The organism is Massilia sp. BGA-UO-ETr-WB1 (genome assembly GCF_059567845.1).
Window position 1 is genome coordinate 472,834 of the sequence record NZ_JCAQOT010000024.1, and the last position, 15,106, is coordinate 487,939.

The 15,106-nt window shown below is 68.1% G+C and carries 12 protein-coding genes; 7 read left to right on the top strand and 5 right to left on the bottom strand.

The annotated features are described in order from the left end of the window. Window positions 1-121 precede the first annotated feature (121 nt). The 6 genes from AC56DV_RS15315 (at window position 122) to AC56DV_RS15340 (ending at window position 9,587) form a co-directional block, all read left to right on the top strand. The gene (locus AC56DV_RS15315) at window positions 122-1,720 is read left to right on the top strand and encodes an acyl-CoA ligase (AMP-forming), exosortase A system-associated (RefSeq protein ID WP_496315133.1); all 1,599 of its coding nucleotides are present in this window, start codon (window positions 122-124) and stop codon (window positions 1,718-1,720) included. Further along, window positions 1,717-2,994: a pyridoxal-dependent decarboxylase, exosortase A system-associated gene (locus AC56DV_RS15320; protein WP_496315134.1), complete on the top strand. Its 1,278-nt coding sequence runs from the start codon at window positions 1,717-1,719 to the stop codon at window positions 2,992-2,994. The genes AC56DV_RS15315 and AC56DV_RS15320 overlap by 4 nt, the downstream gene beginning before the upstream one ends. Beyond that, window positions 2,991-4,835, top strand: coding sequence for an asparagine synthetase B family protein (locus AC56DV_RS15325; protein WP_496315135.1), 1,845 nt, complete (start codon window positions 2,991-2,993; stop codon window positions 4,833-4,835). Before AC56DV_RS15320 ends, AC56DV_RS15325 begins: the two co-directional genes overlap by 4 nt. A 117-nt stretch (window positions 4,836-4,952) precedes the next feature. Continuing rightward, entirely contained in the window at window positions 4,953-7,730 is a 2,778-nt protein-coding gene (gene prsT / locus AC56DV_RS15330) for an XrtA/PEP-CTERM system TPR-repeat protein PrsT (RefSeq protein WP_496315136.1), read from the top strand. Between the two features lie 173 nt (window positions 7,731-7,903). Further along, the gene (locus AC56DV_RS15335) at window positions 7,904-8,716 is read left to right on the top strand and encodes a PEP-CTERM/exosortase system-associated acyltransferase (protein WP_496315137.1); all 813 of its coding nucleotides are present in this window, start codon (window positions 7,904-7,906) and stop codon (window positions 8,714-8,716) included. Window positions 8,717-8,738: 22 nt separating this feature from the next. Continuing rightward, the gene (locus AC56DV_RS15340; protein WP_496315138.1) at window positions 8,739-9,587 is read left to right on the top strand and encodes a PEP-CTERM/exosortase system-associated acyltransferase; all 849 of its coding nucleotides are present in this window, start codon (window positions 8,739-8,741) and stop codon (window positions 9,585-9,587) included. 7 nt (window positions 9,588-9,594) lie between these two features. Here AC56DV_RS15340 and AC56DV_RS15345 read toward each other — a convergent pair whose 3' ends face one another. Continuing rightward, window positions 9,595-10,428 carry a HesA/MoeB/ThiF family protein gene (locus AC56DV_RS15345; RefSeq protein ID WP_496315139.1) on the bottom strand — a complete coding sequence of 278 codons (834 nt, stop codon included), beginning with the start codon at window positions 10,426-10,428 and terminating at the stop codon, window positions 9,595-9,597. A 448-nt stretch (window positions 10,429-10,876) separates the two neighbouring features. Here AC56DV_RS15345 and AC56DV_RS15350 point away from each other — a divergent pair, with 448 nt between their 5' ends. Then, window positions 10,877-11,740, top strand: a complete 864-nt coding sequence (locus AC56DV_RS15350; protein ID WP_496315140.1) for a PEP-CTERM sorting domain-containing protein — start codon at window positions 10,877-10,879, stop codon at window positions 11,738-11,740. An 87-nt stretch (window positions 11,741-11,827) separates the two neighbouring features. Here the strand turns inward: AC56DV_RS15350 and AC56DV_RS15355 are convergent, their stop codons facing one another. The 4 genes from AC56DV_RS15355 to AC56DV_RS15370 are packed head-to-tail and all read right to left on the bottom strand — an operon-like array spanning window position 11,828 to window position 15,099. Beyond that, the gene (locus AC56DV_RS15355) at window positions 11,828-12,736 is read right to left on the bottom strand and encodes a lytic transglycosylase domain-containing protein (protein WP_496315141.1); all 909 of its coding nucleotides are present in this window, start codon (window positions 12,734-12,736) and stop codon (window positions 11,828-11,830) included. Window positions 12,737-12,776: 40 nt separating this feature from the next. Then, the gene (locus AC56DV_RS15360) at window positions 12,777-13,907 is read right to left on the bottom strand and encodes a nucleotidyltransferase domain-containing protein (RefSeq protein WP_496315142.1); all 1,131 of its coding nucleotides are present in this window, start codon (window positions 13,905-13,907) and stop codon (window positions 12,777-12,779) included. Next, complete coding sequence (locus AC56DV_RS15365; RefSeq protein WP_496315143.1) at window positions 13,904-14,818, bottom strand: HprK-related kinase A; 915 nt, start codon at window positions 14,816-14,818, stop codon at window positions 13,904-13,906. The genes AC56DV_RS15360 and AC56DV_RS15365 overlap by 4 nt, the downstream gene beginning before the upstream one ends. After that, a complete protein-coding gene (locus tag AC56DV_RS15370) occupies window positions 14,812-15,099 on the bottom strand; it encodes an HPr-rel-A system PqqD family peptide chaperone (protein ID WP_496315144.1) in 288 nt (95 codons plus the stop codon). Before AC56DV_RS15370 ends, AC56DV_RS15365 begins: the two co-directional genes overlap by 7 nt. Between the last annotated feature and the right edge of the window lie 7 nt (window positions 15,100-15,106).

Sequence of the window (15,106 nt, forward strand, 5' to 3'; positions counted from 1 at the left end):
CAAGCTTTTGGCCATTGTTTGGCGCCCGATTGTTGCAGACCCGGCGATAGACAGGGCCGGGGGCCACGCGTACCATGCTGCATTGTGTCACATTGTTAATTCAAACAACTTGTTGAGAATCATGAGCGACCTGATCCACGAATTCATCTTCGCCAGCGCGGCGCGCACGCCGGCCGCCGAGGCCCTGGTGTACGGCCAGCGCCGGCTCGACTACGCGGCGCTGGCGCTGGCCGTGCGCGGCGCGGCCGACGCGCTGCTGGCCGCCGGCCTGGGACGGGGCGAGCGCGTCGCCGTCTACATGGAAAAGAACGTGGAGAACGTGGCCGCCATGTTCGGCGCGGCCGCCGCCGGCGGGGTGTTCGTGCCGGTCAACCCGCTGCTGAAGCCGGAGCAGGTGGCCTACATCATGGCCGACTGCAATGTGCGGGTGCTGGTGACTTCAGCCGACCGGCTGCGCCTGCTGGCCGCCAGCCTGGCGCTGTGCCCGGACCTGCGCACGGTGTTCGCGGTCAACCCCAACGGGCAGGAGCTGCCCGAGGTGGCCGGCGTGTCCGTGCTGGACTGGGACAGCGCGGTAGTTGCCAGCCCTGCCGTCCCCCCGGGCATGCAGCCGCACCGCACCATCGAGACCGACATGGCCGCCATCCTGTACACCTCGGGCAGCACCGGCAAGCCGAAAGGTGTTGTTTTGTCGCACCGCAACATGGTGGCCGGCGCCGTCAGCGTCTCCACCTACCTGGAAAACACCGCCGCCGACCGCCTGCTGGCCGTGCTGCCGCTGTCCTTCGACTATGGCCTGAGCCAGCTGAGCACCGCGTTCCGGGTCGGCGCCACCGCCGTGCTGATCAACCACCTGCTGCCGCGCGACATCCTCAAGGCCGTGGTGGCCGAGCGCATCACCGGCCTGGCCGCCGTGCCGCCGCTGTGGATACAGATCGCCGGCCTGAACTGGCCGGCCGACTGCACCCTGCGCTACCTGACCAATTCCGGCGGCGCCATGCAGCGCCCCACCTTGGACGCGCTGCGCCGCGCGCTGCCGAACGCCAAGCCCTTCCTGATGTACGGCCTGACCGAGGCGTTCCGCTCCACCTATCTGCCGCCGGACCAGGTCGACCTGCGCCCCGATTCCATGGGCAAGGCCATCCCCAACGCGGAAGTGATGGTGCTGCGCCCGGACGGCACTGAATGCGACCCGCACGAGCCGGGCGAGCTGGTGCACCGCGGCGCGCTGGTGTCGCTGGGCTACTGGAACGACCCGGCCAAGACCGCGGAAAGGTTCAAGCCCTACAAGGCCGAGCCCGGCATCGTGCTGGCCGAAATGGCCGTGTGGTCGGGCGACACCGTGCGCAAGGACGAGGAAGGCTATCTCTACTTCATCAGCCGCAACGACGAGATGATCAAGACCTCCGGCTACCGGGTCAGCCCGAGCGAGGTGGAGGAAGTGATCTACGCCCGCGAGCAGGTGGCCGAGGCCGCCGCGCTGGGGGTGTCGCACCCGGCGCTGGGCCAGGCCATCGTGGTGGTGGCGCTGTGCAAGCCCGGCCGGGAACTGACGGCAGCCGAGCTGCTGGCGGCCTGCAAGCCGCACCTGCCGGCTTACATGTTGCCGCAGCGCATCATCATCGCCGAGGCCAGCCTGCCGCGCAATCCGAACGGCAAGATAGACCGCAAGCTGCTCAGCCTGCAATACGAACACTGTTTCACGGAGAATACACAATGAGCGCAGTGCGCCCGCAGCATGCGCCTTTGGTGCAATTCCCGGTGGTCGACGACTGCCTGCAGATCGGCGGCATGCCGCTGCCCCTGCTGGCCGCGCGCGTCGGCCAGACCCCGTTCTACGCCTACGACCGCGCCGCCATGACGGCCCGCGTGGCCGAACTGCGGCGCCACCTGCCGCCGGAAATCGAGCTGCACTACGCCATGAAGGCCAACCCCATGCCAGCCGTGGTGCAGCACATGGCGGGCCTGGTGGACGGCATCGACGTGGCCTCCGGCGGCGAACTGCGGGTGGCGCTGGACACCACCATGGCGCCGCGCAACATCAGTTTCGCCGGCCCCGGCAAGAGCGACGCCGACCTGGCCTGCGCGGTGGCGGCCGGCATCGTGCTGAACATGGAATCGGCCGGCGAGATGGAGCGCATCGCCGCCATCGGCGGACGGCTGGGCGTGCGGCCGCAAGTGGCAGTGCGCGTGAACCCGGATTTCGAGCTGAAATCGTCCGGCATGAAGATGGGCGGCGGCCCCAAGCAGTTCGGCGTGGACGCCGAGCAGGTGCCGGCATTGCTGGCGCGCCTGGGCGAACTGGCGCTGGACTTCCACGGCTTCCACATCTTCAGCGGCTCGCAGAACCTGAAGGCCGAAGCGATCCAGGAAGCGCACGAGAAAACCTTCGCGCTGGCGCTGCGCCTGGCCGAACACGCGCCGCGCCCGCTGCGCATGCTCAACATCGGCGGCGGCTTCGGCATCCCCTATTTTCCCGGCGAAGGCAGGCTGGACCTGGCGGCCGTGGGCGAGAATCTGAAACGCCTGCTGCCCGACGTCAAGCGCGCCTTGCCGGAAGCGCACATCGTCATCGAACTGGGGCGCTACCTGGTGGGCGAAGCCGGCGTCTACGTCAGCAAGGTGATCGAGCGCAAGGTCTCGCGCGGCCAGGTCTACCTGGTGACGGACGGCGGCCTGCACCACCACCTGTCGGCCTCGGGCAACTTCGGCCAGGTGATCCGCAAGAATTATCCGGTCGTGATCGGCAACCGTGTGCGCGGCGGCGAACGCGAAACGGCTTCCGTGGTGGGGCCGCTGTGCACGCCGCTGGACTTGCTGGCGGACCAGATGGAGCTGGCGCAGGCCGGCCCCGGCGACCTGGCGGTTGTGTTCCAGTCCGGCGCCTACGGCCTGACGGCCAGCCCGGGCGCCTTCCTCAGCCATCCCGGCGCGGTGGAAGTGCTTGTCGGCAGCAATGTGCTGAGCGACCAACCAGTTGGAGACAGTGTATGAGCGGTATTTGCGGTTGGATCGGCCACGGCCACGGCGCGGCGGAAAACCGCGCCCTGATCGAGGCCATGGCGGCGCCGCTGGCGCGCTTCGACGGCAGCGCCGTGCACGCCCTGGCGGGCAACGCCAGCGCGCTGGCGGTGGCGGCGGGCGTCGATTGCGCCCACAGCCTGCAGCGCGACGGCGTGACCATCGCGCTGTGGGGCGACGTGCAGCTGCGCGACGCCGCGCGCCGCGGGCAGGCCGCGGCCGAAGGCATGGGCGCGGCCCTGCTGGCCTTGTGGAAGCAGGGCGCCGAGGCGCTGTGCAATGGCCTGGTGGGCGCCTTCGCGCTGGCCGTGCTGGACGAGCGCGCCGGCGAGGCGCTGCTGGCCATCGACCGCATGGGCACCCATCCGCTGGCCTGGCAGCTGGCCGGCGAAACGCTGGTGTTCGGCTCCTCCGCCGACAGCCTGGTGCGCCATCCGCACACCCCCGCCAAGCTGGACCCGCAAGGCTTGTACAACTACGTCTATTTCCACATGGTGCCGGCGCCCGGTACCGTGTACCAGGGCCAGCAGCGCCTGCTGCCGGGCACCTATCTGCGCTACCGCCAGGGCCGCATCGAAACCCAGACCTACTGGCGCATGCAGTTCCAGGAAAACGGCAACCGCCCGTTCGGCGAACTGAAGGACCAGTTCCGCGACGTGCTGCGCAGCAGCGTGCGCGACGCCTGCGGCAGCCAGCCGGTGGGCGCCTTCCTGTCCGGCGGCACCGACAGCTCGACCCTGGCCGGCATCCTGTGCGAGGTGGGCGGCAAGCCGGCCAAGACCTATTCGATCGGCTTCGAGGCCCAGGGCTACGACGAGATGGAATACGCGCGCATCGCCTCGCGCCATTTCGGCACCGAGCACCATGAATACTATGTGACCCCGGCCGACGTGGCCGACGCCATCCCGCAGATGGCGCAGGTGTTCGACCAGCCCTTCGGCAACGCCTCGGCGGTGCCGGCCTTCTACTGCGCCAGGATGGCGCGCGCCGACGGCGTGGCGCGCATGTTCGGCGGCGACGGCGGCGACGAGTTGTTCGGCGGCAACGAGCGTTATTCCAAGCAGCACGTGTTCGCGCTGTACGAGCGCGTGCCCTCGCTGCTGCGCAAGGCGCTGCTGGAGCCGGCCGTGTTCAACTTCCCCGGCGGCGAGCACGTCAAGCTGCTGCGCAAGGCGCGCAGCTATATCGAGCAGGCCTCGGTGCCGATGCCGGCGCGGCTGGAAACCTACAACCTGCTGGGCCGCTACGGCCCGACCCAGGTCTTCACCGACGATTTCCTGGCCGGCGCCGACGTGGGCCAGCCGCTGGCCGGCCTGAGCGCCACCTACGGCCTGAGCGACGCGCCCAGCCTGATCAACCGCATGCTGGCGCTGGACCTGAAAGTGACGCTGGCCGACAACGACCTGCCGAAAGTGATGAAGGCCTGCGAGCTGGCCGGCATGGAAGTGGCGTTCCCCTTCCTGAGCGAGCAGATGGTGGCCTTCTCGGCCGGCCTGACGCCGCAGCAGAAGCTGAACGGCACCCAGCTGCGCTATTTCTTCAAGGAAGCGCTGCGCGATTTCCTGCCCAACGAAATCATCACCAAGCAGAAGCACGGCTTCGGCCTGCCGTTCGGCGTGTGGCTGCAGCAGACCCCGCAGCTGCAGGCGCTGGCGGCCGACAGCTTGAGCGACCTGAAGCGGCGCGGCATCGTGCGCGCCGACTTCATCGGCAAGCTGATGGACCAGCACCTGGCCGAACACGCCGGCTACCACGGCACCATGGTGTGGGTGCTGATGATGCTGGAACAGTGGTTCCGCCAGCGGGCGCACTGAGTAAACACGCGTAAACGCTGGCAGGCGCGGCAATCAATTAGTATATTATTGGAAACAAAGTCGGCCAATGGCCGGCTTGTCCCGACTCTCAAGTTACCTCATAAGAAAGTTCTTTCCATGGCTGGCATTAAACCGAATCGCCTGATCGGCGCGGCGCTCGCAAGCGCCTTGTTGTTGTCTGTGCTGAGTGGCTGCAAGAAGGAGGAATCGGCGGCGACGCTGGTGGCCCAGGCCAAACAGTTCCAGCAAAAAGGCGACAACACTGCCGCCATGATCCAGCTCAAGAACGCGCTGGCGGCCAGCCCGGAAGACGCCGAAGCGCGCTACCTGCTGGCCAAGCTGTCGCTCGACGGCGGCGACGTGCTGGCGGCCGACAAGGAAATCCGCAAGGCCATCAGCCTGAAGTATCCGGACGCGCAGACCATGCCGGTGCTGGCGCGCACGCTGTTGATGCAGGGTAAATTCCAGAACGCGCTGGACGAAACCGAGGCGGCCGCCCAGGCCGGCGGCGCCGAGCTGCTGTGCGTGCGCGCCGACGCCATGCTGGCGCTGGGCAAGCGCGACGAAGCCAAGGCGGTGTTCGAGTCGGTGCTGCAAAGCCAGCCCAATTTCGCGCCCGCGCTGGTGGGCCTGGGCCGCGTGGCTTTCCTGGCGCGCGATCCGGCCGCCGCCATGGGCTACGCCGAGAAGGCGGTCGCGGCGGCGCCCAAGAGCGACGAGGCGCTGCTGTTCAAGGCCGACCTGCTGCGCGCCCAGAGCAAGTCCGAGCAGGCGCTGGAAGCGTACGCGCAGGTGCTGGTGGCCAACCCGGCGCACCGCTCGGCCCACATCGAGAAAGCCTACCTGGAAATCTCCTCCGGCAAGTACGAGCTGGCCCAGGCCGACCTGGCGGCGGCCAGGAAGATCACCCCCAACAGCATGATGGTGACCTACACCCAGGCCTTGCTGGACTTTACCCAGGGCAAGAACGCGGCGGCGCTGGAATCGCTGCAGAAAGTGCTGCGCGCCGCGCCCGAGCACATGCCCAGCATCCTGCTGGCCGGCGCGGTCAACCTGAACCTCGGTTCCATGCAGCAGGCCGAACAGCACCTGCGCAAATACCTGGAGAAAAACCCGGACAATCTGTACGCCCGCAAGATGCTGGCCACCACCCTGCTGCGCGGCGGCCAGACGCCGGACGCGCTGGCGGTGCTGGCGCCCGCGCTCAAGGGCAATGAAACGCCCGACGTGCAGCTGCTGGCGCTGGCCGGCGAGTCGTATATGCAGGCGCGCGACTTCAACAAGGCCACCGAGTACTTCGAGAAGGCCAGCGCGCTGGAACCGAAGACGGCCTCGCTGCGCACCTCGCTGGGCTTGAGCAAGCTGGGCAAGGGCGACAAGGTGCAGGGCATCAGCGACCTGGAAGCGGCTGCCGCGCTCGACAGCAAGTCGCTGCAGTCCGGCATCGCGCTGATCCGCGCCGAAATCGGCCTGCGCAATTTCGACAAGGCGCTGGCGGCGGCCACGCAGCTGGCCAAGACCCAGCCGAACAATCCGGAAGTGTCGCAGCTGACTGGCGTGGCCCTGCTCGGCAAGGCCGACGCCGCCGGCGCGCGCGCCAGCTTCGAGAAGGCGCTGACGCAGCAGGCCGGCTTCTTCCCGGCCGTGTCGGCGCTGGTGCAGCTGGACCTGTACGAGAAAAAGCCGGAAGCGGCCAAGCAGCGCCTGCTGGCGCTGGTGGAGAAGGACAAGAAGAACCTGGACGCGATGACCGCGCTGGCCGGCCTGGCCGCCTCCCAGGGCCAGCAGGCCGAAGTGACCAGCTGGCTGGAAAAAGCCAGCGCCGAGCATCCGGACGCGGTGCAGCCGGCGCTGCGCCTGGGCGTGCATTATCTGCGCAGCGGCAAGGCCGCGCAGGCCCTGACCCTGGCGCGCAAGCTGCAGCCGTCGTATCCGGCCAACACCGACGTGCTCGAGCTGGTGGCGCAAAGCCAGCTGGCCACCAAGGACACCAACGGCGCGCTGGAGACGTACAGCAAGCTGGCCGGCCTGCTGCCGAAGTCGCCCGGGGTGCAGCTGCGCCTGGCCGAAGTGCACCTGGAACTGAAAAACGAGGCGGCCGCCGCCGACGACCTGAAGAAGGCGCTGCAGCTGCAGCCCGACCTGATCCAGGCCCACACCATGCAGGCCGGCCTGCTGGTGCGCCAGAAAAAACACGACGCCGCGCTGGCGGTGGCGCGCCTGGTGCAAAAGCAGCACGACAAATTGCCGGCCGGCTACGCGCTGGAAGGCGACATCCTCAGCGCGCAGGGCAAGTCGGCGCAGGCGCTGCCACTGTACGAAAAGGCGCTGGCGCTGGGCAAGGCGCCCGGCTTCGCCATCAAGCTGGCCGACACTTACCGCGTCAACGGCAAGAACAAGGAAGCCGACCAGGTCATCGCCCGCTGGCGCCAGGACAATCCGAACGATCCGGCCATGGCCATGTACCAGGCTGAAACCAGCCTGGTCACCAAGCAGTACCCGGTTGCAATCGAGCAATTCGAAGCTATTCTGAAGAGTAATCCGAAGAACGCGGTGGCGCTGAACAACCTGGCGCAGGCGTACGCGCAGGTCAAGGACAAGCGCGCGCTGGCGGCGGCCGAGCAGGCCGACAAGCTGGTACCCGGCCATCCGGCCATCATGGACACGCTGGGCTGGATCCTGGTCGAGCAGGGCGACGTCGCGCGCGGCCTGCCGCTGCTGCAAAAGGCGGCGGCGGCGGCGGCCGGCAACGGCGAGATCCGCTACCACTACGCGGCCGCGCTGAGCAGGTCGGGCGACAAGGCCGGCGCGCGCAAAGAGCTGGAACAGCTGTTGGCGACAGGCAAAACTTTCCCGCAGGCGGACGAAGCGCGCGCCCTGTTGAAACAGCTCTGATTCCCCACCCGACCGGCCTGCAAGCCGCATGGACAGCGGCTTGCATGCGCGCGCACTGTTGAATTCGCTTGTGCGTGCTGGCCGGAAATAGGTTATCTTTGCGCCTGAGCTTTGGCTTGCATGTCGTGAGCCAGTGCCGGGCGCCCGACTGATGTGCAGACAAGGAACGCACTATGCTGCTCGAGCGACTATTCGGCAAGCGCGACATTCTGATCCCGTATTTTGACTTTGCCAGCGTAATGAAAGGCATGATGGATTCGGCCGTGCTGGCCGAGATTTATCGCCTGCGCTACGAGGTGTATTGCCTGGAGTGCCATTACCTGGACGCGGCCGAGTTTGACGAAGGCAAGGAAACGGACGAGTACGACGATTGCTCCATCCATTTCGCGGCCTACACGCTGGACCAGGCCATGGTGGGCACGGTGCGGCTGGTGCAGCCCAAGGAGGGGCAGATTTATCCCTTCGAGTCGCACTGCACGGTGTTCGAGGATTTCACCATGCCGCCGCGCGAGATGGCCGGCGAGGTGTCGCGCCTGGTGGTGAAGAAAACGCACCGGCGGCGGCGCGGCGATACGCTGGAAGGCGTGTCCAAGGAATTTATCGAACAAAAGGGCGGGCCGGCTGCGATCAAGCCGCCCAGCGGCAAGGAGCAGCGCACCAACAGTCCGCTGTTGCTGCTGGGACTGTACCGCGAGATGTACCGCTACAGCCGCAAGCACGGCATCCGTTACTGGTATGCCGCGATGGAGCGCTCGCTGGCGCGATCGCTGGACAAGATGGGGTTCCGCTTCGTCCCCATCGGGCCGCAGGTCGACTATTACGGGCCGGTGACGCCCCATATGGTGGACCTGGACGAGCTGAACGAACGATTGAAGCAGGAAAACCGTTTCCTGGCCGCCTGGTTCAATGACGAGCCTATCCCTTTCTGGACGGTGGTGAAAACCATGATAGCCACGTTCATGATCGGGCGTACCCGGAAGAAATGAAACCCGTAGGAGAATTCGCTGTATGGCGCACGTATTTGCAGGACCCAGCTACCGCAGCGTACTTTCCCGGCAGGAGTACCAGGCCCACTTTGAAACCGTGGACCACGCCAACCGCAATATCTTCCGTTCCTTCCGCGGCGACCAGCACGGCAAGGTGCCGCACGATATCTTCAAGCTGCGCTACGACGTGTATTGCATCGAATGCGCCTTCCTGCCGCAGGCCGAACAGGCCGGCGGCATGGAGCTCGACGAGTACGAGACCCGCGCGGTGCACATCGCCGCCTATTCGATGGATGAAAAACTGATCGGCACGGTGCGCCTGGTGCAGCCGGACGCCGCGCAGCCCTATCCGTTCGAGCGCCACTGCGCCGTGTTCGACCATTACGAGCACCCGCCGCGCGACCTGGCCTGCGAGATTTCCCGCCTGGTGGTGCGCAAGGAGCACCGCCGCCGCCGGGCCGACAGCCTGGACGGCGTGCCCGGCCTGCCGCCGCTGGTGCCGGCGGCCGAGCGCCGGCACGGCGAGCGCCGCCGCGATTCGCCGATGCTGCTGTTCGGCATGTACCGCGAAATGTACCGCCACAGCCGCAACGTCGGCATCCGCTACTGGTACGCCGCCATGGAGCGCGCGCTGGCGCAGTCGCTGCAGCGCATGGGCTTCGGCTTCCAGCCGATCGGCCCGCCGGCCGACTACTACGGCGCCGTGGTGCCTTACGTGCTCGACCTGCACGTGCTGGAAGCCAAGCTGGCGGCCGACAACCCGAAGCTGTCGGCCTGGCTGCACGAGCGCCCGCAGGCGCTGCTGCCGCGCCTGGCCTGGCAGCGCAACCCCGCGCGCAAGCATCCGCGCACGGTGCGCCCGCGTTCCTGAGCCGTGCTTACTCGGCGCTGATCCGGATCATCTTGGTGACGTGGTTGCGGAAGCTGTGCACCACGATATTGGGCGCGCTTTCCACCTTCAGCCCGGCCAGCATGTCGTGCATCATGGTGACGGCGAGGGCCGCCACCGAGAACGTGCCCACGGCGATCTGCGAAGCCGGGCAGGGGCGGCCGTCGTCCATGATGGTCAGCGCGCGCGCCACCTCGCGCACCACCTGCTCGTCCAGGTGGGCGCCGATGCGCGCCATCACGCGCCCGAACACGGCGGTGTAGTTCAGATTGCCTTCCGCCGCGGCGGCTTCCACGTCGCGTTGCAGGATGGCCGGCAGCGACTCGGCCGCGCCGGCGGGGAAATACAGCACGGCGGCGCCGAAGCCGACGTTGATGGCGGTGAAGATGGGCTTGCCCTGCATGGTGGCCGCCATGTGCAGCGCCAGCACCGCTTCCAGGTCGACGAAGTCGATGGTGTCGAACACGATGTCGACCTTGCCCACCAGCTCGGCCGCGTTGTCCTTGTCCAGCATCTTGTAGTGGGTTTCCACGCGGGCTTGCGGATTGATGCGCAGGATGTGTTTTTTCAGCGCTTCCACTTTGGGCTGGCCGACGTCGTCCTGGTCGTAGAACTGCCGGTTCAGGTTGTGGGCGTCGATGGTGTCGCCGTCGATCAGCACGAAATGCTGGAAGCCGCTGCGCGCGGCGCAGATGGCGACCGGGCTGCCCAGTCCGCAGCCGGCGAACAGCAATCGGGTCTCGCTGATCTTGGTCTGCGTGGCCTTGTCTATATAGCCCTCATTGCGGGTCACAAAGCGGTCATAGTCGAATTCGGTAGCCATGGCGGGAAAACCTCTGATTAGGTGGATGGAAACGTGCCGCTTGCGGCGGCTGGGCTCGTTACAGATTGACAATACTATAGTAGCGCAAGCGCGCTCGTCTGCCCATCATGCCGGTCTGTCGATATTCTTTACATACGCGGCCCGGCCGCGTGGCGTATTTCATACGGATCGGGCCCCGGCTGCGCGCTTTTTCCCTGTAAACCGGGCGCCGGCGGCGCGGCGCGGCCGGGAATATCCGGCCGGCAATAAATGTCACATGGGCTGTCGAATTTCTTTACAGCGCAGGCAAAATTGACAACTGTTCGCTCGGGCAAAAAAATACGCGGCACCAATGTTCCCTAGGCGTTTGGCGGTTTGCGGGGTGTTTTCCAGTGAGCTGGCATGCCGATTGCTTTATACCTCGGTGTGACGCTGCTGACAGCGCCCATACCAATTACTGGAGAACAGAATGAATCTCAAGAAAATTTCCGCACTGGCAGCTGGCGTGGCCCTGGCATTCGGCGCAGCGGGTTCGGCCCAGGCGGTTGACCTGATCGCCGGCGACCTGAAGTTCACCTTCAACGCCTACGACAGCGCGACCTCGCGCTACACCGCCAATTGCACCGACGCCGCCGGTTGCGACGCCGTCACCGCACCAGGCGCCGCTGCCATCAGCGCCTACAACGAAGACAGCTGGGGCATCTTCTCGATCGCCAGCATCACCCGCGTATCGGACAACGCCATCACGTACACGGCTGGCCAGGGCGGCAAGTTCCTGACCGGTATCTTCGGCGGCCTGCGCGACTATGACGTGCAGCGTACCGTGCTCGGCGGCGCCGGCGGCGTGATCGACCAGGTGCTGGCAGCCGGCGGCTGGCTGAAGATGTTTGAAAACAACACCGACTACGCCGCCATCCAGGGCACCGGCGGCCGTATTGGCGAGTTCGGCTACAACGGCATCACCGGCGGCACGCTGCTGCTGGACGCGGTATTCGCCACCGGTATTCTGGGCGGCAACAACACCGCCACCTACAGCGGCTTCTTCAACGAGAACGGCATCACCGGCGCCTCGGGCGGTTACCTGAACGTGGTGGGCGGCAACTGGCAGTCCAAGCTCGACACCGACGCCCTGATCGATGAGAACGGCAACCAGCGCGACCTGCTGCTGACCTCGACCTTCCAAGGCTTCAAGGCAAACAATCAAGTCGCCGACTGGACCGTGCTGGCCAGCGGCCACGTGACCGGCAACGCCATTCCAGAGCCAACCTCGCTGGCCATCTTCGGCCTGGGCCTGGCCGGCCTGGCAGCCCTGCGCCGCCGCAAGCAGCAGTGATCCTGCGCGCGGTTCGCCGCGCCGCAACGCAAAAAACCCGCCCGGGCAACCCGGCGGGTTTTTTCATTTCCGGGCTCCCTGGGCCGCTCAGGGCTTCTTCAGCGCGGCGCTGGCGGCCACGCCGGCCGGGTAGGGATGCAGCGCGTGCTGGTACAGGCGCGCCAGGCGCTTGACGTATTCCTGCGTTTCCGCATACGGCGGCACGCCCTGGTAGCGGTCGACCGCCTTCTCGCCGGCGTTGTAGGCGGCCGCCACCAGCTGCACGTCGCCGCGGAAGTAGCCCAGCAGCCAGCGCAGATAGGCCAGTCCGCCGCGGATGTTCTGCTCGGCGTCGAAGGCGTCCTTGACGCGGAAGCGTTGCGCCGTCTCCGGGATCAGCTGCATCAGCCCCTGCGCGTTCCTGGGCGACACCGCGCGCGTGTTGAAGCCGGACTCGATGGCGATGATGGCCATGGCCAGCCTGGGGTCGACCTCGAACTGCGGCGCCAGCAGCTCCACCAGCGCGCCGATCTGCTTGCTGGCGGCGTGCTGGTAGAGCGCGCGCGGCTCGGGCGGCATGGGGGAAAACGGGGTGTCGGGCAGCATGCAGGCCGGCAGCGGCGTGCCGGGCACGGTGTTGGTCAGGTTGAGCATGGCTTGCGCCTGCGGGTGGCCTTGCGCGGCGGCCAGCGCGAACAGCTGCGAGGCGGCGCCGTCGTCGCGCGCCGCGCCGCGGCCGTTGGCCAGCATCCAGCCCAGCGCGTACTGGCCCCGGGCGTCGCCCTGGCGGGCGGCGCGGCAGTACAGGGCCAGCGCCTGCGGCATGTCGCGCGGCACGCCTTCGCCGTGCTCCAGCCGCGCGGCGGCGGCCAGCAGCTCGGCCACGCCCGCCGGCCCCGCGCCATGGGCGGCCGTGGCAGCGGCCGCCTCGCCGGCGGCGGCCGGCGAGGCCAGTCCCAGCAGGCCGGCCAGCAGCGCGGCGCCGAAGTTGGTGGCGTAGGTGGAAGGTGCGGGCATGCTGCGCTCCGGTGACAGCCTATGCTTGATTGTAGAGCAGTCAGGGCTGCGCGGCCTGATCTTTGTCGCGCGGCGACAGAAAAGCTTTATGGAACAAGTGGCGCGCCAGCAGCAGCGGCGGCATGCGCAGCCAGTTGGCGCGCAGGTACAGCAGGAAGCGGGCGGCCGGCGTGAAGGCGTCGTCGCAGCTGGCGTGGGCCGGCAGCAGCGCGCGCCCGTACAGCGCGTCCATCAGGCGCAGCAGCAGGGCGCCCGGACGGCCCGGCTCGGCTGCCGCCAGCGCCGCCGGCGGCAGCGGCGTGTGCAGCAGCCGGGCCGTGTAGCGCAGCGCGTAGAACAGCGGGCGCTGCAGCTGCAGCCTGGCGGCGCGTTCCTGCAGCGCCGGCCAGAAGCCGGGCTCGGCCCCGTAGTGGCGCAGCAGGCCGTCGAGGTCGACCAGGTCGCGCAGGCCATGCTCGAGCTCGCCGTCGAAGAACAGATGGGTGGCGCTGTGCAGCACCAGGTCGGGCGGCGCCAGGATGCGCAGGCCGGGCTGGCCGGGCTGGCCGGGCAGTTCCTGCGCGGCGGCGCGCAGCGTGGCCGGATCGGGATGCACGGGCGCCGTCTGCGGCAGGATGGCGTGGTGCACGTCGATGGCGGTGCGGCGCTTGACGTGCTCCATCGGCGGCAGCTCGTGCATCCACTCGCGGTAGTAGCGCTGGTCGTATTCGTCCAGGTGGGTGCTGGCCCAGCCGTGCAGCATCAGCGCCGTTTCGGCGTCGTCCAGCTTGTCCTTGGGCAGCAGGATGTCGATGTCAGAGAACAGCCGGCCGCTGGCCGGCGGCAGCCCGGCCAGCGCGTAGGCCGCGCCCTTGAGCAGGATCAGCGGCGTGTCCAGCCCGGCCAGCGCGTGGCGGATCTGCGCCACTTCCCAGCGCACCGCCTGGCTGTGCCGCTCGGCCACGGTGCGCGACCACTCCAGGTGGCGCCGCGCCGGCGCCGGCACGCGCTCCAGTTCGCCGCGCTCGCGCAGCAGGTAGTACAGGCGCGGCTGCAGGTTGGCGCTGGCGCACTGGCGCAGCAGCACATTCCACTCGGCCTCGCCGTAGCCGGCCAGCAGCGCCGGCTGGCGGAACGCCTGCAGCGCCAGCGGCACCGCCGGATGCCGCGCGGTCTTGGCCGCCGCGCTCATGGCTGCTCCGCCAGGCGCGCGAACAGCTCGACCGCCTGGTCCAGCTGGCTGTACACGAAGCTGTAGCAGTGCGAGGCGCCCACCGCGTCGGCCATGGCGTCGAAGCCGCGCTCGGCCAGCAGGCTGTAGTTGAAGGAATTCTGCGCCATGCGCAGCACGGTGCCGGCCTTGGGCAGCGGCGCCAGTTCGGTCTCCGCCCCGGCCTGGTAGCGTGGGAACACGATCCAGCCCGGCGCGGCGCGTTCGGCGGCGCGCGCCACGCTGTCGGCCGGCGCCTGCAGATGCGCCACCGTGCCTTTGACGGTGTCGGCCACGGGCGGGCTGAACACGGCGTCGCCGAGGTAGGCCTGCATCAGCGGGATGGAAGCGTTCTTCAGGCTGATCGGGCGCGGCAGCGGCTGCAGCAGGCCGTCGGCCAGCTGGATCAGGGCCAGCTCGTCGGACAGCAGGCGCCAGCCGCGGTGCGCCAGCGCCGCGCACAAGGTGCTTTTTCCCGAGCCGGGCGGGGCCGGCAGGATCAGCGCGCGGCCGTTGCGCTCGAGCACGGCGGCGTGGATGATCAGGCAGTCGTGCGCGCGGCTCGACACGCACCAGTTCAAGCCCCATTCGAACATGGGGAAGGCTTGCGCCAGCGGCAGCGGCTTGAACATCGAGCCGCCGTTGTGCATCAGCATGACCTGCGGCCGCCACCAGCGGCGCAGCCCGGCCGGCTGCACCACTTGCAGGTGGAAGTCGGCGAAGGCGTCCGCGCCGTGCAGCGGGTAGCCGCCGTACAGCAGGGCCAGGCCGCGCGCCACGCTGGGCACGCTGCTTTCGAGGTGGGTGGTGTAGGCGCCGGTCTGCAGCACGATGCCGCCGTGCGCCAGGCGCCGCGCCAGTTCGGCCGACGCCAGCGAGGACAGGGTCAGCATGCGCGCTGGTCCGCCTGGCCGGCCGCGTCGACCAGGTTGAGGGCGCGCAGGTCGGCCAGCAGCGCTTCCAGCTGTTCCAGCTGGGCCGGCTCGGCGGCGTCCAGCTGCAAGGCGGCAGCCAGCGCGGCGCTGCCGGCGGCGCCGCGCTGCAGCGCGTTCAGCACTTCAATGGAAGCGGCGTCGAGCAGGTGGGTGTCGCCCGACAGATTGTTGTACAGCACGAACTCCTCGCCATCCCAGCTGCGGCTGCGCAGCCGCTGGCCCGGCATCAGGCGCCACATGGTGAAA

Bases quoted from the DNA above. Each gene is read 5' to 3' on its own strand.
- AC56DV_RS15315 (WP_496315133.1), top strand. From the start codon at position 122: ATGAGCGACCTGATCCACGAATTCATCTTCGCCAGCGCGGCGCGCACG.
- AC56DV_RS15320 (WP_496315134.1), top strand. From the start codon at position 1,717: ATGAGCGCAGTGCGCCCGCAGCATGCGCCTTTGGTGCAATTCCCGGTG.
- AC56DV_RS15325 (WP_496315135.1), top strand. From the start codon at position 2,991: ATGAGCGGTATTTGCGGTTGGATCGGCCACGGCCACGGCGCGGCGGAA.
- prsT (WP_496315136.1), top strand. From the start codon at position 4,953: ATGGCTGGCATTAAACCGAATCGCCTGATCGGCGCGGCGCTCGCAAGC.
- AC56DV_RS15335 (WP_496315137.1), top strand. From the start codon at position 7,904: ATGCTGCTCGAGCGACTATTCGGCAAGCGCGACATTCTGATCCCGTAT.
- AC56DV_RS15340 (WP_496315138.1), top strand. From the start codon at position 8,739: ATGGCGCACGTATTTGCAGGACCCAGCTACCGCAGCGTACTTTCCCGG.
- AC56DV_RS15345 (WP_496315139.1), bottom strand. From the start codon at position 10,428: ATGGCTACCGAATTCGACTATGACCGCTTTGTGACCCGCAATGAGGGC.
- AC56DV_RS15350 (WP_496315140.1), top strand. From the start codon at position 10,877: ATGAATCTCAAGAAAATTTCCGCACTGGCAGCTGGCGTGGCCCTGGCA.
- AC56DV_RS15355 (WP_496315141.1), bottom strand. From the start codon at position 12,736: ATGCCCGCACCTTCCACCTACGCCACCAACTTCGGCGCCGCGCTGCTG.
- AC56DV_RS15360 (WP_496315142.1), bottom strand. From the start codon at position 13,907: ATGAGCGCGGCGGCCAAGACCGCGCGGCATCCGGCGGTGCCGCTGGCG.
- AC56DV_RS15365 (WP_496315143.1), bottom strand. From the start codon at position 14,818: ATGCTGACCCTGTCCTCGCTGGCGTCGGCCGAACTGGCGCGGCGCCTG.
- AC56DV_RS15370 (WP_496315144.1), bottom strand. From the start codon at position 15,099: ATGTGGCGCCTGATGCCGGGCCAGCGGCTGCGCAGCCGCAGCTGGGAT.